The 22,411-nt window shown below is 70.6% G+C and carries 18 protein-coding genes and 1 pseudogene; 9 read left to right on the top strand and 10 right to left on the bottom strand.

All coding sequences use genetic code 11. From position 1 onward, the window contains the following. The 6 genes and pseudogenes from G011_RS0128030 to G011_RS0128000 all read right to left on the bottom strand — a co-directional run. Nucleotides 1-296, bottom strand: a pseudogene (locus G011_RS0128030) (HNH endonuclease); the annotation flags it as partial. A 700-nt stretch (nt 297-996) separates the two neighbouring features. After that, a complete protein-coding gene (locus G011_RS0128025; protein ID WP_019611376.1) occupies nt 997-2,235 on the bottom strand; it encodes a hypothetical protein in 1,239 nt (412 codons plus the stop codon). A 303-nt stretch (nt 2,236-2,538) separates the two neighbouring features. After that, entirely contained in the window at nt 2,539-3,981 is a 1,443-nt protein-coding gene (locus tag G011_RS0128020; protein ID WP_019611375.1) for a dicarboxylate/amino acid:cation symporter, read from the bottom strand. Between the two features lie 666 nt (nt 3,982-4,647). Then, nucleotides 4,648-6,414, bottom strand: a complete 1,767-nt coding sequence (locus tag G011_RS0128010; protein ID WP_019611373.1) for a biotin carboxylase N-terminal domain-containing protein — start codon at nt 6,412-6,414, stop codon at nt 4,648-4,650. A gap of 81 nt (nt 6,415-6,495) precedes the next feature. Next, on the bottom strand, nt 6,496-6,720 hold the full coding sequence (locus G011_RS0128005; RefSeq protein WP_019611372.1) for an acyl-CoA carboxylase subunit epsilon: 225 nt from the start codon (nt 6,718-6,720) through the stop codon (nt 6,496-6,498). After that, nucleotides 6,717-8,327 carry an acyl-CoA carboxylase subunit beta gene (locus G011_RS0128000; protein ID WP_026338740.1) on the bottom strand — a complete coding sequence of 537 codons (1,611 nt, stop codon included), beginning with the start codon at nt 8,325-8,327 and terminating at the stop codon, nt 6,717-6,719. Before G011_RS0128000 ends, G011_RS0128005 begins: the two co-directional genes overlap by 4 nt. A 311-nt stretch (nt 8,328-8,638) precedes the next feature. On the opposite strand from G011_RS0128000, the gene G011_RS0127995 reads away from it, so the two are divergent. Then, nucleotides 8,639-11,284, top strand: a complete 2,646-nt coding sequence (locus G011_RS0127995) for a phosphoenolpyruvate carboxylase (protein ID WP_255342168.1) — start codon at nt 8,639-8,641, stop codon at nt 11,282-11,284. A 159-nt stretch (nt 11,285-11,443) separates the two neighbouring features. Here G011_RS0127995 and G011_RS30400 read toward each other — a convergent pair whose 3' ends face one another. Beyond that, complete coding sequence (locus tag G011_RS30400) at nt 11,444-12,220, bottom strand: Uma2 family endonuclease (protein WP_019611369.1); 777 nt, start codon at nt 12,218-12,220, stop codon at nt 11,444-11,446. A gap of 129 nt (nt 12,221-12,349) precedes the next feature. Between G011_RS30400 and G011_RS0127985 the strand changes: the two genes are divergently transcribed. From G011_RS0127985 to G011_RS33060, 8 genes are all read left to right on the top strand, one after another. After that, nucleotides 12,350-13,210 carry a biotin--[acetyl-CoA-carboxylase] ligase gene (locus G011_RS0127985; RefSeq protein ID WP_019611368.1) on the top strand — a complete coding sequence of 287 codons (861 nt, stop codon included), beginning with the start codon at nt 12,350-12,352 and terminating at the stop codon, nt 13,208-13,210. Between the two features lie 266 nt (nt 13,211-13,476). Then, entirely contained in the window at nt 13,477-14,460 is a 984-nt protein-coding gene (locus tag G011_RS0127980; protein ID WP_019611367.1) for an adenylate/guanylate cyclase domain-containing protein, read from the top strand. Between the two features lie 103 nt (nt 14,461-14,563). Continuing rightward, the gene (locus tag G011_RS0127975; RefSeq protein ID WP_019611366.1) at nt 14,564-15,199 is read left to right on the top strand and encodes an MBL fold metallo-hydrolase; all 636 of its coding nucleotides are present in this window, start codon (nt 14,564-14,566) and stop codon (nt 15,197-15,199) included. 167 nt (nt 15,200-15,366) lie between these two features. After that, complete coding sequence (locus tag G011_RS0127970) at nt 15,367-15,699, top strand: hypothetical protein (RefSeq protein ID WP_019611365.1); 333 nt, start codon at nt 15,367-15,369, stop codon at nt 15,697-15,699. A 208-nt stretch (nt 15,700-15,907) separates the two neighbouring features. Beyond that, the gene (locus tag G011_RS0127965) at nt 15,908-16,669 is read left to right on the top strand and encodes a Scr1 family TA system antitoxin-like transcriptional regulator (protein WP_026338739.1); all 762 of its coding nucleotides are present in this window, start codon (nt 15,908-15,910) and stop codon (nt 16,667-16,669) included. Further along, nucleotides 16,666-16,839 carry a DUF397 domain-containing protein gene (locus G011_RS30800; RefSeq protein WP_019611363.1) on the top strand — a complete coding sequence of 58 codons (174 nt, stop codon included), beginning with the start codon at nt 16,666-16,668 and terminating at the stop codon, nt 16,837-16,839. The genes G011_RS0127965 and G011_RS30800 overlap by 4 nt, the downstream gene beginning before the upstream one ends. 28 nt (nt 16,840-16,867) lie before the next feature. Beyond that, nucleotides 16,868-17,041 carry a DUF397 domain-containing protein gene (locus G011_RS30795; protein WP_064972207.1) on the top strand — a complete coding sequence of 58 codons (174 nt, stop codon included), beginning with the start codon at nt 16,868-16,870 and terminating at the stop codon, nt 17,039-17,041. 815 nt (nt 17,042-17,856) lie between these two features. Further along, nucleotides 17,857-18,075 (top strand): hypothetical protein, encoded by a 219-nt coding sequence (locus tag G011_RS33060; protein ID WP_019611361.1) that lies wholly within the window; start codon nt 17,857-17,859, stop codon nt 18,073-18,075. 257 nt (nt 18,076-18,332) lie between these two features. Here the strand turns inward: G011_RS33060 and G011_RS0127945 are convergent, their stop codons facing one another. From G011_RS0127945 to G011_RS0127935, 3 genes are read right to left on the bottom strand one after another with little or no spacing between them, the layout of a single operon-like run. After that, a complete protein-coding gene (locus G011_RS0127945; RefSeq protein WP_013154931.1) occupies nt 18,333-19,124 on the bottom strand; it encodes a succinate dehydrogenase/fumarate reductase iron-sulfur subunit in 792 nt (263 codons plus the stop codon). Further along, nucleotides 19,121-21,193, bottom strand: a complete 2,073-nt coding sequence (locus G011_RS0127940) for a fumarate reductase/succinate dehydrogenase flavoprotein subunit (RefSeq protein WP_019611360.1) — start codon at nt 21,191-21,193, stop codon at nt 19,121-19,123. Before G011_RS0127940 ends, G011_RS0127945 begins: the two co-directional genes overlap by 4 nt. Nucleotides 21,194-21,219: 26 nt before the next feature. Beyond that, nucleotides 21,220-22,032 (bottom strand): hypothetical protein, encoded by an 813-nt coding sequence (locus G011_RS0127935; RefSeq protein ID WP_019611359.1) that lies wholly within the window; start codon nt 22,030-22,032, stop codon nt 21,220-21,222. Nucleotides 22,033-22,411: the final 379 nt, after the last annotated feature.

The raw sequence follows: 22,411 nt of genomic DNA, 5'->3' as shown, positions 1-22,411 counted from the left end.
TCCTTGGCCTGAGCGGTGGGAACCTTGCACCGGTGGGTGATCCACTTGTCCAACGTGGAGTAACCGCTGTAGCGGGCGACCTCACCCCGCGCGTACAAACGCGCCATCCGCGTCAACGCCTGGTAGCGGATCTTCTCCAGCTGGGCCCACAGCGCCGCGATCTCCTCCGCGGCGGCCTCATCGGCCCCGGGCGGCACCTCGGTATTCAACGCTTGGTGGATGATCTCGCGCGCACCGGCCAGCGCGGCCACGGCCGGGGAGCACTCCCCGGGGGCCGCCTTGGGCGCTGCGATCATCATCTCCATACTTCTTATTATAGGCCAGTGTCCGCCATTTCTCCACTATTCACAGCGGCAATTGCCGACTTTCTTTCTGGGGGCCGATTTTTCTTCATGGGGTGTAATTGGGCCAGGTTAAAAGGTGTCCGAAAATGTGCTCCCAGAATGAGAAGTGGCCGTTGGCGCGATCGTCGCCTGCCCCGGCCGCGGGGGCCGGGGTCGTTGCCCGAGGCCGGAGGGTCCGCTTGCCGTTGGTGCCGACGCAGCAGAGCCCGACCATCCCTATACCCCGGGCGTTGGTCGCCCTCCGGTGGTCGCTCCCGCCTTTGGTGCCGCTTTTCGTCGCACACCCCCGCCCCCGCCCGACGCCCACCGTTTTTCGCAGACCATTCCACTTCGCGGCAGCTGGTGCGCTTTCTTTGCCGCCAACAACCCCCGACAAGAACGGCGTAGGGGAGAGACCTGAAGACGGCCCCTCCCTACCCCTCAATTCATTATCTCCATTGAGTGTGGGGTATGGGGGTGCCGGACATGGGATGTTTCAGGGCATGCCAAAACGCCTACTGGGTGGGATCCCCCCTATTTCCAGGAAACCATCCCCACCCCACCCCGGAACACCCCCAACCCCCACCTGTGGAAAACGTGGAAACACACAAAAGGCCCCGGGCAGATCGCCCGGGGCCCTTCGTTCGTCATCGTTCCTTCGTCTGCGCGCGGGTCAGAAGTCGAAGCCTCCGAAGTCGCCGCCCCCGAAGTCGCCGCCCCCGAAGTCCCCGCCTCCGAAGTCCTCTCCGGCGCCGACCTCACCGGCGCCCATGCCCATGCCCATCATCGACCCCATCATGGAGCCCATCATCATGCCGGTGAACATGCCCATCATCATGTTCATGCCGAAGTAGCCGCTCGCGTAGGGCGAGTAGGCCGGGCCGGCGTCGTAGTACGGGCGGCGCTCGCCGTCCACCTCGACCAGGCGGACGTCGGGCTGGCCGCCGGTGCGCACCGCACGCGCGCAGTCGGCGCAGGCGGTGACCTCGCGGGGCGCGCCGCCGGGCGGGGCCCAGGTCACGTCCTCCACGGACGGGCCGTGCTGCGGGTTGAAGAAGCAGGGGCCGCGCCGCTCGGGCACCGGGTCGCCGTTGAGGCGGGCCCGGGTGGCGGTCATGTAGTAGCGGCCGTCCTCCAGGGAGCTGGTGACCAGCCGGACCTGCTCGGGCTCGCGGATGTTGTCCAGCTGGGCCTTGGCCTGGTCGTAGGCGTCCATGGCCTGGGAGTAGTCGTTGCGGGTGGCGTCGTCGACCTTGGAGACGTCGATCTCCAGCCGGGCGACGTCCTCACCGAGGCGCACGACGTCCTCGGTGGCCATCTGCCTGATCTCCTCCAGCTGCTTGGCCTTCTCGGCCTCGCGCTTCTTGCGGCTGCGGTGGACGAACCACGCGCCCGCGGCGACGACCGCCAGCAGGAGTCCGAGGAGCACGAACCCGGAGGTGGCCCCGGCAGCCTCGGCCTCCTCGACCTGGGTGGCGGCGTCGGGGATGGCGACGAGGGTGTCGACCTGGTTGCCGCCGCCCTCCCGCATGGCGATCTGCTGGATGGCCTCGGTGTCCTCGACGTTGGGGGACAGCACCTGGAAGGTCTGGCTGCCCGCGAACACGCCGTAGACCCCGTCCCCGACCTCGTCCATGACGGGATTCATCAGGGCGTCGAGACCGGCCTGGGAGGAGATGCTGTCGGTGGGCAGGATCACGTAGTAGACGGGGACGTCCGCATCGGCGGCGGTCGACTCCAGGATTCCCTGCTCGGCCTCGGGGATCGCGTCGATACTCGGATCGATGAAGACGTTGTCGTTCCCGAGTTCCTCGGCGATCGCCTGGGCCTCGGGCGGTTGGGGTTGGGCGTCAGCCGAGGCGGGCGCCACCGCGGCGCTCACCATCGCCGCCGCGAGTCCGGCGGTCAGCACTGTGGGTGTTACCAAGCGGCGCAACATGATCGTTCCTCTCGCCTCCCTCTCCAACCTAGACGAACGGGCGCACCCGCGGGGTTCCCCCTGTGCCGGAACTCACCGGTAGTACACGGTCTCACGCGCCGTACACAGCCCCATCTGCTGTACACGGTCTCACCCGCACACACAGCCTCACCCGCACACACAGCCTCACCCCTACACACAGTCCCACCCGCAACGCGCAGTCCCACCCGCCGTACACGCGCAGCGGCCCGCCGGAGGTGCTCCGGCGGGCCGCTGCGGACGGGGTGAGGCTGTGGGTCAGCCCTGGCCGGAGGCTCCGGCGGGAACCTTCTTCACGCCGGGCTCGCCGACCTCGCCCTCGACGTCCTCGTGCGCCTCGTCCAGCGGCACGAAGCCGGAGGCGTCGCGCGGCGCGTGGTAGCGGGCCACGTCCAGGATGCCCTCGCGCTTGGCGACGATGGCCGGGACCAGCGCCTGACCGGCCACGTTGACCGCGGTGCGGCCCATGTCCAGGATCGGGTCGACGGCCAGCAGCAGGCCCACACCCTCCAGGGGCAGGCCCAGGGTGGACAGGGTCAGGGTCAGCATGACGGTCGCGCCGGTGGTTCCGGCGGTCGCTGCCGAGCCGATCACCGACACGAACACGATCAGCAGGTAGTCGGTGAGGCCGAGGCTGATGCCGGGGAAGAACTGGGCGATGAAGATCGCCGAGATCGCCGGGTAGATCGCGGCGCAGCCGTCCATCTTGGTGGTGGCGCCGAAGGGCACGGCGAACGCGGAGTAGTAGCGCGGCACGCCCAGGTTCTGCTCGGTCACGCGCTGGGTGACGGGCATGGTGCCCATCGAGGAGCGGGACACGAAGGCCAGCTGGACCGCGGGCCACACGCCGCTGAAGTACTTCACCGGGGACAGGCCGTTGACGCGGGCGAGCACCGGGTAGACGACGAACAGCACCAGCGCCAGGCCGATGTAGATGGTCAGCGCGAACTTGCCCAGGGCGCCGATGGTCGTCCAGCCGTAGCTGTACACGGCGTTGCCGAGCAGGCCCACGGTGCCGATCGGGGCCAGGCGGATGATCCACCACAGGGCCTTGAGCACGACCTGGAGCGCGGAGTCGGTGAAGGCGATGAAGGGCTCGGCGGCCTTGCCGACCTTGATCGCGGCGATGCCCAGGACGATGGCGATGACGATCAGCTGGAGGACGTTGAAGTCCAGCGAGGCGCTGAAGCTGCCGTCGTCGGCGCCGGAGACGCTCGCGCCCAGGCCGAGGAAGTTGGCGGGGACGATGCTCTCGATGAACGCCATCCAGGAGCCGGTGCCCGAGGGCTCGGCGGCGGTGGCCGCGTCCACGCCGCTGTTGACGCCGGGCCGCACGATGAGGCCCAGGGCGATGCCGATGCCCACCGCGACCAGGGCGGTCGCGCCGAACCACAGCAGGGTCTTCCATGCCAGTCGCGCCGCGTTGGTGACGTTGCGCAGGTTGGCGATGGAGGAGATGACGGCGAGGACGATCAGCGGCGGGACGATGGTCCGCAGCAGGGTGACGAAGGTCGAGCCGACGGTGTCGAGGGTGACGGCGAGCCAGTTGGTGGCGTCACCGGTCTCGGGGTCGGGCGGGCTGAGCTGGAAGGCGACGGCGCCCAGGACGACGCCGAGGACCAGGCCCGCCAGGACCTGTGCCGCGAACGGGAAACGGAGGGCTCTGCGCTTCTTGGGCGCGTCTGTGCTCTGTGCGGACACGGGATGGGACTCCAGTGGTGGTGAAGGCAGCCGGAGGGGTACGCACGGCGGAGCGGTCGGCACCGCCGGGGTTTCCGGCACGGGGAACGGCGGGCATCACCGAGGGGATGGTGACACGGGGAAGAAGGGTGCGCGGCGCGCTGCCCGGAAGGGCGCGCGTGGACCTAGCGACACGCCTGACAGCCGCGGCGGCACAGGTCGATGTGCCACCGTCGCGTCAGTCCCCAGATGTTCGTCACAGACAAGGACAATAACGTTCGTTCCTTATCTATTCCATACGCGGGTGTCGACAACTTCCTGTCCCTGGCGCCACAACGTCCACTCCACGGGCACTGCGGCGCGTTCCGCCCGGCGCGGATGCGTCGAGGATCACTCGTTCCGCAGGGCGGGAGTCCCAGAAGCCCGCGCGGACCGTCCCAGGGAGGCTACGCTCCGTTCCGGGATGAGCGCCCCGTGTCCTGGGATGGCGGATGCTGTTCGACCCCGTCAACGGCGGGTACGTGAACGTCGGTGTCCATCGGGAACGTGTGCGGGTCAGCGCGCCCTGCGGTCCGGACATCGACCTGACCGACATCCCGAACCGCTGACCACGTGCGAGGGGGAGGCACCGGTCGCCGGTACCTCCCCCTTCGCCTGCGGGTGGCCCACCCGCGCGTGGCGCGGACGCTAGGCGTCCTTGATCTCGCAGACCACCGCGCCGTTGCCGACGGTCTCGCCCGCGGCGATCCTCAGGCCCGTCACCGTCCCGGCCTTGTGCGCGTTGAGCGGCTGCTCCATCTTCATCGCCTCGATGACGACCACGGTGTCGCCCTCGGCGACCTGCTGGCCCTCCTCGGCCACCAGCTTGACCACGGTGCCCTGCATCGGCGAGACCAGCGAGTCGCCACCCGCCGCCACGGTGTTTCCGCCGCCCTTGCGCGCGGTCCGCTTCCTGCGGCTCTGACCGCCACCGGCGGGGGCGGCCGAGGCGCCCAGCCCGGCGGGCAGGACCACCTCCACCCGCTTGCCGCCCACCTCGACGGTGACCCTCTCGCGCTCGGCCTCGACCGGCTCGCCCGGGGTGCCCGACCACGGCTCGATGGTGTTCTCGAACTCGGTCTCGATCCACCGGGTGTAGACCCCGAACGGCTGCTCGGGGTCGGCCGGGGCGAAGGCCGGGTCGCTCACCACGGCCTGGTGGAACGGGATCACCGTCGGCATCCCGCCGACCGTGAACTCGGCCAGGGCCCGCCGCGAGCGCTGGAGCGCCTCCTGGCGGGTGCGGCCCGTCACCACGAGCTTGGCGACCATCGAGTCGAAGGCCTGGGGCACCGTGAACCCGGCCTCGCAGCCGGTGTCCACGCGCACGCCCGGGCCGCCGGGCAGGTTCAGCTCGGTGATGGTGCCCGGCGCGGGCATGAAGCCCCGCCCGGCGTCCTCGGCGTTGATGCGGAACTCGAAGGAGTGCCCGCGCACCTCGGGGTCGCCGTAGCCCAGCTCCTCGCCGTCGGCGATGCGGAACATCTCCCGCACCAGGTCGATCCCGGTGACCTCCTCGGTCACGGGGTGCTCGACCTGGAGACGGGTGTTGACCTCCAGGAAGGAGATGGTGCCGTCCACGCCCACCAGGAACTCGCAGGTGCCCGCGCCGGTGTACCCGGCCTCGGCGAGGATGGCTTTGGAGGAGCTGTGCAGCCGCTCCATCTGCTCCGCGGACAGGAACGGCGCGGGCGCCTCCTCCACCAGCTTCTGGTGGCGCCGCTGGAGCGAGCAGTCGCGGGTGGAGACCACCACGACGTTGCCGTGGGTGTCGGCCAGGCACTGGGTCTCCACGTGCCGGGGCCGGTCGAGGTAGCGCTCCACGAAGCACTCGCCCCGGCCGAAGGCGGTGACCGCCTCGCGCACCGCGGACTCGTAGGCGTCGGCGACCTCGTCCAGGGTGTGGGCGACCTTGAGGCCGCGCCCGCCGCCGCCGAAGGCGGCCTTGATCGCGATGGGCAGGCCGTGCTCCTCGGCGAAGGCCACGACCTCCTCGGCCGACTCCACGGGGTCGGCGGTGCCCGCCACCAGCGGGGCGCCGACCTTCTGGGCGATGTGGCGGGCCTGGACCTTGTCGCCCAGGGCGGTGATCGCCGAGGGGGGCGGACCGATCCAGGTCAGCCCGGCGTCGATGACGGCCTGGGCGAAGTCGGCGTTCTCGGCCAGGAACCCGTAGCCGGGGTGGACGGCGTCCGCCCCGGAGGCCTCGGCCACCGCCAGGAGTTTGGCGATGTCCAGGTAGGAGTCGGCCGGGGTGCTCCCGCCCAGGGAGTGGGCCTCGTCGGCGACCTTGACGTGCAGGGCGTCCAGGTCGGGCTCGGCGTAGACGGCGACGCTGGCGAGTCCGGCGTCGCGGCAGGCGCGGGCGATGCGCACGGCGATCTCGCCGCGGTTGGCGATCAGTACTTTACGCACGGTGGGAAGTCCTTCCGGTCGGCGCGGGGCGGGCAGCGCGCCGTCCGCTCCATGGTGAGTCCGAGGGTGGGGATGGCGGGGTCATCGCGTGCTCAGCCGCCAGGCGCCGGGGCCCGGGCGCGGTGGGGCGCCGCGCGTCAGGCGCGAGCGGTCCCGCCACCCGGACGGGCGTTCGGGGGCGGGCTCCTCGGCGGCCCGGGCGGCCCGGGCACGGGCACCGAGCACGGCGGTCAGGGCCGCGAGCTCCTCGGCGGTGGGCTCGCCGCGGATCACGGCCAGGTGCGGCGGGTTCTTCGGCGCGCTCACAGCGGGATGTTCCCGTGCTTCTTGGGCGGCAGCTGCTTGCGCTTGTTGCGCAGCGCCTTGAGGGACTTAGCGATCCGGACGCGGGTCTCGGAGGGCATGATGACCCCGTCCACGTAGCCCCGCTCCGCCGCGGAGTAGGGGTTGAGGAGGGTGTCCTCGTACTCGCCGACCAGCCGGGTGCGCTCGGCCTCGACGTCGTCGGCGGCGGCCAGCGTGCGCCGGTGCAGGATGTTCACCGCGCCCTGGGCGCCCATGACCGCGATCTGCGCCGTGGGCCAGGCCAGGTTGACGTCGGCGCCCAGGTGCTTGGAGCCCATGACGTCGTAGGCGCCGCCGAAGGCCTTGCGCGTGATGACGGTGATCAGGGGCACCGTGGCCTCGGCGTAGGCGTACAGCAGCTTGGCGCCGCGGCGGATGATGCCGTCCCACTCCTGGTCGGTGCCGGGCAGGAACCCGGGCACGTCCACGAAGGTCAGCACCGGCACGTTGAAGGCGTCGCAGGTGCGCACGAAGCGCGCGGCCTTCTCGGAGGCGTCGATGTCCAGGCAGCCCGCCAGGCTCAGGGGCTGGTTGGCGACGATGCCGACGGACTGGCCGTCCACGCGGCCGAAGCCCACCACCATGTTCGTGGCGAACTGGGCGTGGACCTCCAGGAAGTCGCCGTCGTCCAGGACGGCCTCGACCACCGTGCGCATGTCGTAGGGCTGGTTGGCCGAGTCCGGGATGAACGCGTCCAGGGCCAGGTCGGCGTCGGTGGCCTCGTCGCCCGGGGCGTCCTCGGGAGGCAGCGGCGGCGCCTCCTCCAGGTTGTTGTCGGGCAGGTGTGAGAGCAGCGTCTTCACGTACTCGATCGCGTCCTGCTCGTCGGCGCCCATGTAGTGCGCCACACCCGACCTGGTGTTGTGGGTGCGGGCGCCGCCCAGCTCCTCCATGGAGACGTCCTCGCCGGTGACGGTCTTGATGACGTCGGGGCCGGTGATGAACATCTGCGAGGTCTCGTCCACCATCACGACGAAGTCGGTGAGGGCGGGGGAGTAGACGTGGCCGCCCGCGGCCGCGCCCATGATCAGGGAGATCTGCGGGATGACGCCCGAGGCGTGGGTGTTGCGCTTGAAGATCTCGGCGTACAGGCCGAGCGCGACCACGCCCTCCTGGATGCGCGCGCCGCCGCCCTCGTTGATGCCCACGACGGGGCACCCGTTGGTGAGGGCGTGGTCGAGGACCTTGACGATCTTCTCGCCGTAGACCTCGCCCAGCGATCCGCCGAAGACGGTGACGTCCTGGCTGAACACCGCCACGGGACGTCCGTCGACCGTTCCGTGGCCGGTGACGACGCCGTCACCGTAGGGGCGGTTGTGCTCCAGGCCGAAGCTGGTGGAGCGGTGTCGGGCCAGGGCGTCGAACTCCACGAACGAGCCGGGATCGAGCAGTGCGTCGATCCGCTCGCGGGCGGTCATCTTGCCTTTGGCGTGCTGTTTCTCAACGGCTCGGGCAGACCCTGCGTGTACGGCCTCGTACCGGCGTCGTTGCAGGTCGGCGAGCTTGCCCGCAGTCGTGTGGATGTCGATCTCGTCCGCGGACAGTGGTTCAGGGGCTTCGGTGGCCATAACTACGCAGGTTAACCGCGAGGGGTCGTCACACGAGAACCCAGCCCGGGTTACCGACGAGTAGGTATGCGGCGGCAGGCCTCCGACCAGGCCCGTCGCCGGAGCCCGGATCCGGAGCGTGCACGAGAAGCACACAAAGCGCACGGAACGTACACGCGGAGTCCGCGGCGCGGAACGCGGTATCACCGAAAACGCGTGAGGAAATGTGCTCTCCTTTCTTGTGAGCAACAATGGTTAACGCCCGGGCAAAACATCGAAAATACGCCCCCGCGCACCTGGCGGCGGGTGCGATCTCTGTAGGGTCGGTGACCATGACAGCGGTAAGCGCGGAACGCGACAGTGCACGGCAGGAAGTTCCCGAGCAGCTCAGGAATGACGTCAAACTGCTCGGCGAGATGCTCGGAACGGTCCTCGCCGAAAGCGGCGGCGAGGATCTGCTCGCCGATGTCGAGAAGCTCAGGAGAGCGGTCATCGGCGCCCGCGACGGGTCGGTCACGGGGGAGGAGATCACCGCGATCGTCGCCGCCTGGCCGCTGGAGCGCGCCAAGCAGGTGGCCCGCGCCTTCACCGTCTACTTCCACCTGGCCAACCTGGCCGAGGAACACCAGCGGATGCGGGCCCTGCGCGAGCGCGACGACGCCGCCAACCCGCCCCGCGAGTCCCTCGCCGCGGCCGTCCGCGCCATCCGCGAGGACGAGGGCGGTGAGGAACGCCTCAACGAGCTGATCGCGGGCATGGAGTTCCACCCCGTGGTCACCGCCCACCCCACCGAGGCGCGCCGCCGAGCCGTGTCCACCTCCATCCTGCGCGTCAGCGCCCAACTGGAGGCCTGGCACGCCTCCCACGAGGGCAGCAGCGCCGCGGCCGAGGCGCACCGGCGCCTGCTGGAGGAGATCGACCTGCTCTGGCGCACCTCCCAGCTGCGCTACACCAGGCTCAACCCGCTCGACGAGGTGCGCACCGCCCTCGCCGCGTTCGACGAGACCATCTTCTCCGTCATCCCGCAGGTCTACCGGAGCCTGGACGCCGCCATCGACCCCGAGGGAACCGGCGTGCGCCCGCCCCGCGCCACGCCCTTCGTGCGCTACGGCAGCTGGATCGGCGGCGACCGCGACGGCAACCCCTACGTCACCTCCGACATCACCCGGGAGGCCGTGCTCATCCAGTCCGAGCACGTGCTGCGCGGACTGGAGGCCTCCTGCACCAAGGTGGCCCGCACCCTCACCGCCTACTCCAACCTCACCCCCGCCAGCCCGGCGCTGCTCGACGCGCTCGCCTCGGCCAAGGCGGGACAGCCCGAGCTGACGGCGGAGATCGGGGCGCGCTCGCCCAACGAACCGCACCGCCAGCTCCTGCTGCTGGCCGCCGCCCGGCTGCGCGCCACGCGCGAGCGCGACGCCGACCTGGCCTACCCCGACGCCGACGCCTTCCTGGCCGACCTGCGCACCGTGCAGGAGTCCCTGGCCGAGGCGGGCGCGGTCCGCCAGGCCTACGGCGAGCTCCAGCACCTGGTCTGGCAGGCGCAGACCTTCGGCTTCCACCTCGCCGAACTGGAGATCCGCCAGCACAGCGAGGTGCACGCCGCCGCGCTCGCCGAACTGCGCGAGGGCGGGGAGCTCTCCGAGCGCACCGAGGAGGTCCTCGCCACGATCCGGGTGATCGCCTGGATCCAGGAGCGCTTCGGCGTGGAGGCCTGCCGCCGCTACGTCGTCAGCTTCACCCGCTCGGCCGAGGACATCGCGGCCGTGTACGAGCTGGCCGCCCACGCGCTGCCCGCCGGACGCGTGCCCGTCCTGGACGTCGTCCCGCTGTTCGAGACCGGCGCCGACCTGGACGCCTCGCCGCACGTGCTCGACGGCATGCTCAAGCTGCCCCAGGTCAACAAGCGCCTGGACGAGACCGGCCGCAGGATCGAGGTCATGCTCGGCTACAGCGACTCCGCCAAGGACGTCGGGCCGGTCAGCGCCACCCTGCGCCTCTACGACGCCCAGGCCCGCCTGGCCGCGTGGGCGGAAGAGCACGACGTGCGCCTGACCCTGTTCCACGGCCGCGGCGGCTCGCTCGGCCGCGGCGGGGGCCCGGCCAGCCGCGCCCTGCTCGCCCAGGCGCCCGGCTCGGTCGGCGGACGGTTCAAGGTCACCGAGCAGGGCGAGGTCATCTTCGCCCGCTACGGCCAGCCCGCGATCGCCCGCCGCCACATCGAGCAGGTCGGCCACGCGGTGCTGATGGCCTCCACCGACGCCGTCCAGGAGCGCGAGCGCTCCGCCGAGCGCCGGTACCGCGCCCACGCCGACACCATCGCCCGCGCCGCCCAGGAGGCCTACCTGGAGCTGATCAACACCGAGGACTTCGCGGTGTGGTTCTCCCGGGTCAGCCCCCTGGAGGAGCTGGGCGAGCTGCGGCTGGGCTCGCGCCCCTCGCGGCGCGGCGCCGCGCGCGGGCTCGGCGACCTGCGGGCCATCCCGTGGGTGTTCGCCTGGACCCAGACCCGGGTCAACCTGCCGGGCTGGTTCGGCCTGGGCACGGGCCTGGCCGCGGTGGAGGACCCGGGCGTGCTCCAGGCGGCCTACCGCGAGTGGCCCATGTTCTCGTCCCTGCTGGACAACGCGGAGATGAGCCTGGCCAAGACCGACCGCGACATCGCCCAGCGCTACCTGGCGCTGGGCGGGCGGCCGGAGCTGACCGGGCGGGTGCTCGCCGAGTACGACCGCACCCGCGACCTGGTGCTCAAGGTGACCGGGCACAGCCGCCTGCTGGAGAACCGGGCGGTGCTCTCCCGCGCGGTGGACCTGCGCAACCCGTACGTGGACGCGCTCTCGCACCTCCAGCTGCGCGCCCTGGAGGCGCTGCGGGGCGAGGAGGCCGACTCCCTGTCTGAGGAGGACCAGCAGCACCTGGAGCGGCTGCTGCTGCTCTCGGTCAACGGCGTGGCCGCCGGACTCCAGAACACCGGCTGACCGCCGGTCGGCCCGTACACGCGAGGGCGCCCCGCACCCGGGAGGGGGCCGCGGGGCGCCCTCGCGCGTGCCCGAGCCCGTTACTCGGGGAAAGCGCCCGACCGATCACTCGGGCCGACCAGAGGCAGGCGGGAGGACGCCGACCGGCCGGACGCCTCCTCAGCCTTCTTCCGACCCGGGAAACTCGCTCGTGTCCAACACGAGGTCGAATGGTGTGGGCAGCTTGATCGCTTCGCCGAAGAACACCTTCTCGACGTGCTTGTAGACGCCTCGGTCAGGTTCCGCGAACAAGGTGGTCGTGGCACGGCCGCTCGCCTCAGGATCCCAACGGTCCACGAGCAGGTACAGAGGAACCCCGGCGTGCGCGTATCCCCACAGCTTGGCCTTGCGGTCCTTACTAGCCGTGCTCCTGGACGTGACTTCGACGAGGAGGATCGCGTCAGCAGCGGGATTCTCAGTGCCGGGATCCGGGGCTGTCTCGGGAAGCACCATCAGGTCGGGAATGTACAGGCTGTCGGTCAGCGGCACACGGATGTCCTGGGCCTGGTGGAGTTCGGCCTTGGCGATCTGGCTGCCCGGGCGCAGAACCTCGCGGTAGATCTCCCTCTGGATACTGGAGACGATGACGTTGTGCCCGTACTTGGGGGGAGTCATGATTGTGATGTCGCCTTCGATGATCTCTGCCTGCCAGCCCTCTGGTAGGTCGAGTTCCTCCCAGGCGCGCAACACGACTTCCCAGCGGGACGGTATGCCGAGTGCTTCCGCTTCCGCGATACTCATGGACTCCGCCACCCCTGCCGACAATGTGATGATGATGTCGCCTTCGATGATCTCGGCTCGCCAGCCCTCTGGCAGGTTCAGCTGTTTCCAGGCGCGCAGCAAGACTTCCCAGTGCGACGGCGTGCGGGTCGCCGTCTCCGCCTCTGCGATGCTCATCTCTGGCGCCACCTCCGGTAACTGAACGTAGCAACGCGTGATCACCCATGTGCTGGTTTCAGCTTAACGGGCGGCCCTTTGCCGCACAGGGGTTTCCGGACAGGGTTGCGGCGCTGCTGTAATGGGGGCATGGCCAGCGCACACGACCCCTTCCCGCGACCCCCGCTCGACGGGGCGGCCCTCGACGCCGCCCTCGCCCGACCGGGCGGCATGTGGCACCGGGTCGAGGTGCTCCCCGAGGCCGCCTCCACCAACACCGAGCTGACCGCGCGCGCCGTGGAGGGCGCCCCGCACGGCAGCGTGCTGGTCACCGAGCACCAGACCGCCGGGCGCGGACGCCTCGGCCGCGGCTTCTCCACCCCGCCGCGCGCCGCCCTCACCTTCTCCCTCCTGGTCCGGCCCGCGGTGCCCGTCACCCGCCTGGGCTGGCTGCCCGCGCTCATGGGCGTGGCCGCGGTCGGCGCCGTGCACCGGGTGACGGGGGTCAAGGCCGCGCTCAAGTGGCCCAACGACGTCATCGTCCCCGCGCACCTGCGCTCGGAGCCCGCGACGGCCGACGGCAAGCTCGCGGGCATCCTCTCCGAGGCCGACTTCTCCTCCGGCCAGCCCGGCGTGGTCGTGGGGATGGGCCTCAACGTGTCCCAGGAACGCGCCGAACTCCCGGTGGACACCGCCGTCTCCCTGCGCGGGGAGGGGTCGGACGCCCTGGACCGGGGCGTCCTGCTCGCCGCCGTCCTGGGTGGGTTCGAGGAGCTGTACACGGTGTGGACCGCCGCCGGAGGCGACGCCGAGGCCAGCGGGCTGGCCGCCGCCTACCGGGACGCGTGCGTCACCATCGGGCGCCGCGTGCGGGTCCACCTGCCCGGGGACCGGGTGCTGGAGGGTGCCGCCACCGGCGTCGACGCCGACGCCCAGCTGCTGGTGCGCGGACCCGGCGGGGAGCGGGCCCTGAGCGCGGGCGACGTCGTCCACGTGCGCCCCGGTTCCTGACGACCGTCCCCGGCTCCCGGCCCCCGCCCCCGGGCCCTTCGCCCCCGTCCACAGGGGGCTTCGGGCACTCCCGCGGCGGCCCTTCCGTGTGCGATCATCACCGGGTGCGGCCGCCGCCGACCGCGGCCGCGCGGGCCTGCCGGCAGGCACCCTGTCAGGGGAAGAACCGCGGGCGTAAGCTGGAGTGGAACCCCGTGCCGCGTTGTCGGCCGGTGCCGAAGTGACTGTTCCCCGCCCTGGCGGGGATGGCCCGTGAAAGAGAACGTATGCCGTCGCGTCCCGACCCGAAAGCGATCGAGTCCGCCCTGCTCGGCGGTGAAGCGGTCTACACCAGGGAGCAGGCGATCGAGCTCGCCGGCGCCGACAACGAGCTGGCCGGGCGTATCTGGCGCGCCCTGGGCTTTCCCAACCAGGGCGACGACACGGTCACCTTCGCCGAGAGCGACGTCGAGTCGCTGCGCATCGCCAACTCCCTCGTGCAGGAGGGCGTTCTGGACGAGGAGGGCGTGGTCCGCTTCGCCCGTGCGATGGGCCAGACCATGGCCCGCCTGGCCGACTGGCAGACCAGCATACTGAGCACCCTCATCTACCAGGAGGGCGAGGACTCCGTCAGCCCGCTGATGAACCGGGTCAAGGAGCTGCTGCCCGACGTGGAGCGGCTCCTGCTGCACATCTGGCGCAGACAGCTCGCCGCCTCCTCGGCCCGCACCCTCGCGGTGATGTCCGACAACGACGCCGTGCCCAACTACTACCCGCTGGTCGTCGGGTTCGCGGACCTGGTCTCCTTCACCACGCTGAGCCGCGAACTCGACGAGGTCGAGCTGGCCGGGGTGGTCGAGGGCTTCGAGGCCACCGCCGCCGACATCGTGGCCTCCGGCGGCGGCCGCGTCGTCAAGACCCTGGGCGACGAGATCCTCTACGTGGCCGACTCCCCGGCCGAGGCCGCCGACATCGCGCTGCGCCTGGCCTCGGGCGTCAAGACCCACGTGGAGGTGCCCGACGTCCGGGTGGGCCTGGCCGCCGGGCCGGTGCTGACCCTGCACGGCGACGTGTTCGGCACGACCGTCAACCGCTCCAGCCGCCTGACCTCCTTCGCCAGACCCGGCACCGTCCTCATCGACGAGAGCCTCGCCGAGAGCCTGGCCGAGGAGGAGGGACTCCAGGTGGTACAGGTGCGCGCCCGGCACGCGCACGGACTCGGCCTCATCCAGCCCTACGCCCTGCGCCGCAACTTCGAGCCCGCGGGCTGAGAACCCCCCCGTCCCTCCCCGCCCGACCACCGTGTGCGCCCGGGCCCGACGGGATAGGCTCGAAGGCGTCGCACCCGACCGCGAGAGGCCAGGTGGTGAGCCGGTGACCGATCCCTCCCCAGTCCATCGTCTGCGTACCTCGGGTGTCTTCAGCCTCGAGGGCAGCGGTTTCGACGTCGAGAACAACGTGTGGATCGTCGGAGACGACGACAGCGCCATCGTCATCGACGCCGCCCACGACCACGAGGCGATCGCCCGGGGTCTGGGAGACCGCGAACTCATGGCCATCGTGGCCACCCACGGGCACAACGACCACGTCAACGCGGCCGTCGCGCTGGCCGACCTGGCCGACTGCCCGATCCTGCTGCACCCCGACGACGCCGAACTGTGGTACCGCGTGCACCCGCACCGGGAGCCGGACGCCCCGCTGCTGCACGGCGAGACGCTGGTGGTGGGGGGAGTGGAGCTGGACGTCCTGCACACCCCGGGCCACACGCCCGGAGGGGTGTGCCTGTACGCGCCCGCGCTCGGGGCGGTCTTCACCGGCGACACCCTCTTCCCGGGCGGTCCCGGTGCCACCGGGCAGCCGTTCTCGGACTTCCCGACGATCATCGCCTCGATCCGCGAACACCTCGCGGGCCTGCCGCGGGACACGGTCGTCCACCCCGGCCACGGGGAGTCCACCGCCGTGGCCGAGGCCGCCGAGAACCTCGACGCCTGGGCGTCCCGGGGGTTCTGAGCCGGGTACTGCTCGGCACCGACCGGCGCCGGTCGGGCCGCTCCCGGGGGCCGTCCGGGGCCCGCTCCGGCATCCGCCGTGTCGGGGCCTTTCGGGACAGCAGGGCCGGTCAGCCCCTTCCGAACCGGTCCTCTACGCTCGGATCGCACATTCTGGATCGGAGCACCATGAACCCCACCCGTCTCGCCCCCGCGGTTCTCCTCGTGGCCCTGGCCGCCACCGCGTGCGGCCCCGAGCCCACTGCCGAGAGCGAGAAGCCGACGGCCGCGGCCACGTGCCAGGAGCACGTCGAGCGCTCGTGGGAGTCCCTGGTCAGCGCGGAGTTCGAGACCTCCTCCGACATCACCGTGACCAGCGCCGAGGACCCGTGGGAGTACGAGGTCGTCGCCAGCGCCACCACGGAGAACGACGTCGGCGAGGTGGAGCGCGCCGAGTACACGTGCTTCGCCGTCAACAACTCCGGTGACTGGTTCGTGGTGGACATGCGGGACGTCGCGTAGGAGCCGGACACGGCGGAGGCGCCGCGCCCGCTGGGGAAGCCCGTTCCCCACGGAGGCACGACCGCCCACCCGGCACCGTCTGCTCCGCCCGCTGGCAGGGGGCCGCTCACGGAGTCAGCACGTGCCTTGGGAGAAGGGTCGCTCCACCGTCTACGGAGTTTCGGCAAACGCCTGACGGGATGGGGAATCCGGGCGTAATCTCTCGCTTATGGCGGAACCCCCTTTTCCCGATGTGCTCACCAAACTGCGAGAGCTGAACGGGCTTTCCCAGAAGCAACTCGCGCACCGTGTCCACACATCCGTGGCCTCGGCTTCCCGATGGACGAACGGGCACGCACTGCCTCAACTGCCTATGGCGGAAAAACTGGACGACGCGCTGGGAGCGGGCGGAAAACTACTGGCCGCGTGGCGTCAGGCTACTGCGGGCACGACACTGCCGGAATGGGCGCGCTCGCTCGCGAACATCGACTCGGAAGCGCGCACTGTCCAGGTCGTGTCGCCCGTCATCGTCCCGGGATACCTTCAGAGCCCGTCGTACGCGACTGCTGTGTTCCGGACCGGATTGTCGTTGGCCACGGACGAGGAGATAGCCGGGCTCACTAAGCTCCGCACGGAACGGCTCGACCAGTTGCCCGGACTCCGGGTGACGGCGGTGTTCCCGGTGACGGCGCTGACCGGGATGGAAGAGACGATACGACGGGAGCAGGCCGCCCGTCTGCTGGACCTGATCGGCTCGGGGCGGGTGGTGGTGCACCTGGTTCCGGAGGGTTCGATTCTGGTTGAGCCTCCTTCAACCATGATGGCGTTCCGGCTGCACTCCGGCGAACTGGTGATCACGAGCGACAACCCAGACGGTAACGTCATCCATGCGGCCCACTCCCATGAGCGGTTGCACGCACTCATGACGGATGCGCTGGCGGTGGCGCTCCCTGCCAGACACTCACTTGACGCACTCAGGGAACTGGTATGAACGACTGGCACAAGAGCAGCTACAGCCCCAACCATTCGAACTGTGTCGAGGCGCGCGAGCACCCGGGAGGCGCGGACGTACGCGACACCCAGAACCGGGAACATGGATACATCACGGTCCCGGCGGTCCAGTGGGTGGCGCTTCTGGCCGGACTGGAGCGGGGCCTGTAACAGCCCATCCGGCACTCGGGGAGTTGGTGTGAACGACTGGCACAAGAGCACCTATAGCTCGACAGGATCGAACTGCGTAGAAGCACGGGAGCACGCCGGGGGCGTGGACGTGCGCGACACCCAGAACCGCGAGCTGGGGCAACTGGAGTTCACCGCCAGCGAGTGGACCGCGCTCGTGGACTCCCTCAAGCACCACGGCTAGCGACCACCTGACCAAGGGCAGCACCTCCATGGGAGGCGCTGCCCTTCTTCATGCCCGGCAGGGCGATCGCAAATGATTCTAATTCGGGCTAACAGGATAACTCTGGCGGAGGGTGAAAACCCACCTGTCCTTTTCCGGCGTGTGCTCTGATCTGGGGTTATGTCCGACCGGGTGGTTTTCTCGTGTCGGGTTCGAAGAAAAGTTCGCCATCACGCTCGGTGTGCCCTAATCTTCTACCCGAACACACAACTCCATACGCAGAAAGACCCCGCGACGGTTTCCCACCGCCCGGGGTCGTGGCCAGCAACTTCGTCCCTTAAGCCAAAGGAATTGCCAGCATGCGCCAGTTTAGCGCTGCGCTTCTCAGCCGTGCCCTCGGCCCGCTGATCGCGTTCTTCTCCTCCCCGTGCGGACGCCACTCCACCGTTGTCGGCCGCCGACGACGCTCCTCCCGCGTCCGCCGCTACGCTCCTCCACTGCCCGCCGCTCCCGTGCAGGCCGGTCGGAACCGGGCCCCCTCACGTCGCGCGGCTCCCGAACCTCCCGCGTCTCCCGGGCCTCACCAAACGCCCGCGCGCACCAGGGTTCCCGCACCGCGACTCGCGCCGCCCGGGGAACGGATCGACGCCGAGGAAGTCGCCCTCGTACGCCCCTACTTCACCGCCCATGAAAGCCTTCGCGCCGCCGAGACCCGGATTCCCACACCCCGCAAGCCCGCACCCCGCAAACCCGAGCCCCAGAACCTCGCGCCCCGAACCCCCGCACCTGGCGGACCCGGCTCCGTCCCCGCGCCCCGGGAAACCGAGACCGAGGAGGTGCGCCGCGCGTTCGAGCAGGCCCGGATACGCGCCGCCGCCATCGTCCGACAGTGGCGGGAGGACCCCGGCGGCGACCTGCTCGGCGGCCCCGTACCCCAGTTCGGCGTCGTCGGGCCCCTGCGACCCGCACCCGCACCCGCTCAGCCCGGCGAGTGGGACGAACTGACCTCCCGTATCCACCTCCTGCTCCAGCAGCGGCAGGGCGCGACGGTGTGAACGCCGCCCTGACGAGGGAGGGCCCCGGTCCACGCCCCGACGACCCTCCGGCCGAACCGGCCAGGGGGTGCGGCAGGACACTCCGGGAACGCGACCGTCCGCCGACCCCGCAGGACGTACGGCGGGGGCCCTGGTGCGTATCCCTCCCACCGAACCGGCGAGGGGGCAGCGGGGCTGCTTCGGGTACGCACCCCGTCCGCCGACCCGGGAACGCACCCCCGGGTCGGCGGACGGGACCGGCCCCAGGCCAGGTCAGGTCAGGCCAGGTCCGAGTACCGACCGACGTTGGGCACCGGCGGGGTGTCCTTGGGCCGCACGCCGATCTTGGACCCCAGCCACACCAGCGGGTCGTACTTGCGGTCCACCACCCGCTCCTTGAGCGGGATCAGCGCGTTGTCGGTGATGCGGATGTTCTCCGGGCACACCTCCGTGCAGCACTTGGTGATGTTGCAGTACCCCAGCCCGAACTCCTCCTGGGCGATGAGCCTGCGGTCGGCGGTGTCCTCGGGGTGCATCTCCAGCTCCGCCACCCGCATGAGGTAACGCGGACCCGAGAAGTGCTCCTTGTTCTCCTCGTGGTCGCGGATCACGTGGCAGGTGTTGTTGCACAGGAAGCACTCGATGCACTTGCGGAACTCCTGCTGGCGTTCCACGTCCTCCTGGCTCATCCGGAAGTCGCCCGGGGCCTTGGCCGGATCCGGTGTGAACGAGGGGATCTCCCGTGCCTTCTGGTAGTTGTACGACACGTCGCACACCAGGTCCCGGACCACCGGGAAGGCGCGCATCGGCGTCACGGTCACCACCTCGTCGTCCTCGAACACGCTCATCCGCGTCATGCACGACAGCCGGGGACGGCCGTTGATCTCCACCGAGCACGAACCGCACTTGCCCGCCTTGCAGTTCCACCGCACCGCCAGGTCGGGGGTCTGGGTGGCCTGGAGGCGGTGCAGCACGTCGAGCACCACCTCGCCCTCGTTGACCTCGACCCGGTACTCGGCGAGCCCGCCCTCGCCCGAACCCCGCCACACCCGGAACACACGCTCGCTCATGACTGGCCCTCCTCGGCCGCGCCGTCCGCCGCCCCCGACGCGGGCAGCTCCTCCTCCGTCAGGTACTTGGCCAGCTCGTCGCGTTCGAAGAGGGCGAGCAGCCCGGCCGGGATGTCGGCGAGCGCGAGCCGCGACAGCGACACCCGGTCGGAGCGGTCGGCCCGCACCGCCAGGTTCACCCGCCGCCACTCGGCCGACATGCCGGGGAAGTCCTCGCGTGTGTGCCCGCCGCGCGACTCGGTGCGCTCCAGGGCGGCCGCGGCCACCGCGCGCGAGACCAGGACCATGTTGGGCAGCGCCAGAGTCAGGTGCCAGCCCGGGTTGTAGACCCGGTCGCCCGGCGCGCTGACCGTGCGCGACCGCTCCGCCAGCTCCTCCAGCCGCTCCAGGGCCCGCTCCATCTCCGGACCCCTGCGGATGATGCCGACCAGGTCGTTCATGGTCTCCTGGAGTTCGGCGTGCAGCGTGTACGGGTTCTCGCCGCCTTCCGCGCTGAGGAAGTGCAGCGCGTACGAGGACGCCTCGTCCGCCGCCCGGTCCAGGAGCCCGGCCGGTGCGGGCCGGTCGCCGAGCCCGTCCACGTAGGCCGCCGCGCCCAGCCCGGCCCGGCGCCCGAACACCAGCAGATCCGACAGGGAGTTGCCGCCCAACCGGTTGGAGCCGTGCATGCCGCCCGCCACCTCACCGGCCGCGAACAGCCCGGGCACGTCGGAGGCGGCGGTGTCGGCGTCCACTCGCACCCCGCCCATCACGTAGTGGCAGGTGGGGCCCACCTCCATGGGTTCGGCGGTGATGTCCACGTCGGCCAGCTCCTTGAACTGGTGGTGCATGGACGGCAGCCGCTTGACGATCTCCTCGGCGGGCAGGCGCGTGGACACGTCCAGGAACACGCCGCCGTGCGGCGAGCCCCGTCCCTCCTTGACCTCGGTGTTGATCGCCCGCGCGACCTCGTCGCGGGGCAGCAGCTCCGGCGGCCTGCGGTGACCCGCGGGGTCGTCGTACCAGCCGTCGGCCTCCTCCTCGCTCTCGGCGTACTGGGAGCGGAACACGTCCGGCACGTAGTCGAACATGAACCGCCTGCCCTCGGAGTTGCGCAGCACGCCGCCGTCCCCGCGCACCGACTCGGTGACGAGGATGCCCTTCACCGACGGCGGCCAGACCATCCCGGTGGGGTGGAACTGGACGAACTCCATGTTGATCAGGGAGGCCCCGGCGCGCAGCGCCAGCGCGTGGCCGTCGCCGGTGTACTCCCAGGAGTTGGAGGTGGTGCGGAAGGCCTTGCCGATGCCGCCGGTGGCCAGCACCACCGAGGGCGCCTCGAACAGGACGAACCCGCCGTCCACCCGGCGGTAGCCGAACGCGCCGACGATCCGGCCCGGCGTCCTTCCGCTCCCGGCCGGGTCCGCACCCGTGTTCCCGCCCGCGTCCACGGCGGTGGCCCCGCCCGAGCCGCCGTCCGGCCGCACGGCCGCGTCCACGGCCGTCGCTCCCGTACCGGCGCCGGGTGCGTCCTCCTCGGTGATGAGCCGGGTGATCGCGGTCTCGGCGAACACGCGGATGCGCGCCTCGGGGTCGCCCAGCTCCGCGGCGTCCTGCTGCTGGAGCGCGACGACCCGCTGCTGGAGGGTGCGGATCATCTCCAGGCCGGTGCGGTCGCCCACGTGCGCCAGCCTCGGGTACTCGTGGCCGCCGAAGTTGCGCTGGCTGATCTTGCCCTCGGCGGTGCGGTCGAAGAGCGCGCCCCAGTACTCCAGTTCGAGGATGCGCTCGGGCGCCTCGCGGGCGTGCAGTTCGGCCATGCGCGGATCGTTGAGGAACTTGCCGCCGCGCACGGTGTCGCGAAAGTGCACGCGCCAGCCGTCGTCGGGGTTGGCGTTGCCCAGGGCGGCTGCGGCGCCGCCCTCGGCCATCACGGTGTGGGCCTTGCCGAACAGCGACTTGGAGATGACCGCGGTGCGCTTGCCCTGCTCGCGGGCGGCGATCGCGGCCCGCAGCCCGGCTCCGCCCGCCCCGATCACCACGACGTCGTAGGCGTACCGGGTGATCCCGGGTTCTGCTGTGGGGGGCATCTGGTCGTGCCTTCCTTCCCCTTGGCTCAGTTGAGGATGCGCAGGTCGTTGATGGTGCCGCTGGCGACCAGGGCGATGTAGGCGTCCGTGAGGATCAGGGTCGCGATGCTCAGCCAGCCGAAGTACATGTGCCGGTGGTTGAGCACGGACAGGCGGCCCCACATCCAGTAGCGGACGGGGTGCCTGCCGAAGCTGCTCAGCCGTCCGCCGAAGATGTGGCGGCACGAGTGGCAGCTGAGCGTGTAGCCCCACAGCATGAGCACGTTGACGAGCATGATCAGGTTGCCCAGCCCGATGCCGAAGCCGCCCTCGGCGCCGTGGAAGAAGGCGATCAGCATGTCCCACGTGTTGATGAGCGTGATGACGAAGGCCGCGTAGAAGAAGTAGCGGTGGCCGTTCTGGACCAGCATCAGGGGGCGGGTCTCGCCGGTGTAGGCGCCGTGGGGCTCGCGCACGGCGCACGCCGGGGGAGAGAACCAGAACGAGCGGTAGTAGGCCTTGCGGTAGTAGTAGCAGGTCAGCCGGAACAGCAGCAGGATCGGCAGGCTGACCAGGGCGTAGGGGATGAGCGGCGGGAACTCCACCGGCAGGCGTCCGAACAGGGCCGCGTCGGGCGCGCACTGCTGCGCGATGCACGGCGAGTAGAACGGGGTCAGGTAGTGGTGTTCCTGGACCCAGTAGTGGTCCTGCTGGAACACCCGCAGGGTCGCGTAGACGACGAAGGTGGCCAGCCCCAGCGCGGTGAGGAGGGGGCCAAGCCACCAGGTGTCGGTGCGCAGGGTTCGTTGGGGGATGCGTGCCCGGCCGCCCCCGGGGCCTGCGTTCTCGGTCGCTGTCACCGTTGTCTTGCACCTCCTGTGGGAAGGTCCCGGTCGGGCGGGGCGCGGTACCCGCCTGCTTCGGCCGCGACCGCTGCGCAGGACGGCCGCGTGGAGGAGCCGTGGCGAACCGTCCCGCAACGCAACGTTAGGGCGTTGTGATCACGGTCACGTCCCGGAGGGCGGGAGGCGTCGGGGAAAGCTATGTGAAATGCGCCACTTCTGAGCGCTTATTTGGGGAGTTTTGTCGCCTTAAGTAGCTAAAAATCCCTTATGGCGGTGGGGTTGCTTCAGGGACGCCGGTGACGTGTGGTAAAGGAGGTTGCCGCCTGAATCCGGCAGCGGTCGCCCCGGAGCGGGGTGCTCCGGCAGGCGCGCGGAGGGCGCGGGTGCCCGGGGC

The sequence above is a fragment of the Nocardiopsis sp. CNS-639 genome (assembly GCF_000381685.1).
In the GTDB taxonomy this organism is placed as follows: domain Bacteria; phylum Actinomycetota; class Actinomycetes; order Streptosporangiales; family Streptosporangiaceae; genus Nocardiopsis; species Nocardiopsis dassonvillei.
Note: the sequence above shows the minus strand (reverse complement) of the source record. Positions and strands in the feature narration are given on the sequence as shown.